The following is a 1,068-nucleotide window of genomic DNA, read 5'->3' on the forward strand; positions in this document are numbered from 1 at the left end:
GCCGGCTCGGTGACGACGTTGCGCAGGAACGCTTCCTTCACGCCACCGAAGACCGTCGCGAGCGACTGCCCCCAGGTGCTGGTCTTCTGCAGCAGCCCGTCCAGCGCGGTGCCGAAGCTGTCACCGATGCCGCTGAACAGGCCCGAGCCGCCGAAGGCATTGGCGCCCTGTTCCCGCAGCGCGGTGTTGGCGGCGGACAGCACCTGCAGCCGCTGCTGCTCATGCTGCTGCTCGACCAGCAGCAGCTCGTTCTTGATGCGGGCCAGCTCGACCGGGTTCACGGTCGGATCGGCGCTCAGCAGCTGCAGCCGCCGCTGCAGTGCAGACGCCTGCACGACGTAGCGCCGGTCCTCGAACTCGACCTCCAGCTGCGCGAGCTGGGCCTTCGTGATCTCCTCGGCGTCGAGTGCTGCCTTGGCCGCCACGCGCTCGAGCTCGATCTTGCCGAGCGCGAGCTGCTCGGCCGTGCGCATGCCGTCCTGCTCAATAGCGTCACGCTGCTGGCGCGTCTCGCGCGCGATGCTCACCTCCAGCGCGGCCGCCTTGCGTTGGATCGCGACCTGGTCGGCCGTCGTCATCGTCAGGTTGTCGGTCAGCCAGCGCCAGTACGCGAGTTCTTCTTCCTTCGTGTACTCGCGGCCCTCGGTCAGCACGGCCTGTGCGCGCTTCTCCTCGGCGAGCATGGCCTCGTAGTAGCTCATGTACGAGCTGGCGCCGTCCTTGTCCTTGTCACCCTTGCCCTTCAGCGTGGCGCTGCGGGTGCCACCGCCGGACGGCGCAGCCTCCGCCTGGTCGGGATTGAAGATCGCCGACAGCCGGTCGCGCGACTCGGCGCTGGAAGCGACGATGTTGTCCCAGGCCTTGCCCCAGGCCTCGCCGATGCGCGCCGGCCAGCCCATCAGCTCGTCCTGCGCGCCCTTCAGGTCGCCGGTCATCAGCTTGTACAGCCCGGAGCCGAGCGCCCGCAACGGCTCGGCGACGGTCACCACCAGACCGTTGAGCACCTCCCACACGATGACGACGGCGTTCTTGAGGCCCCAGAAGACGGCAGTCAGCCCGCCGATCGCG

General features: G+C 68.9%; 1 protein-coding gene. It reads right to left on the minus strand.

The genetic code is table 11. The features are described from left to right. Nucleotides 1-1,068, minus strand: a 1,068-nt coding sequence (locus tag AC1D01_RS36060; RefSeq protein ID WP_477874522.1) for a hypothetical protein, incomplete at both ends; no start/stop codon positions are given.

This window comes from Rhizobacter sp. P3_B12 (assembly GCF_056402895.1).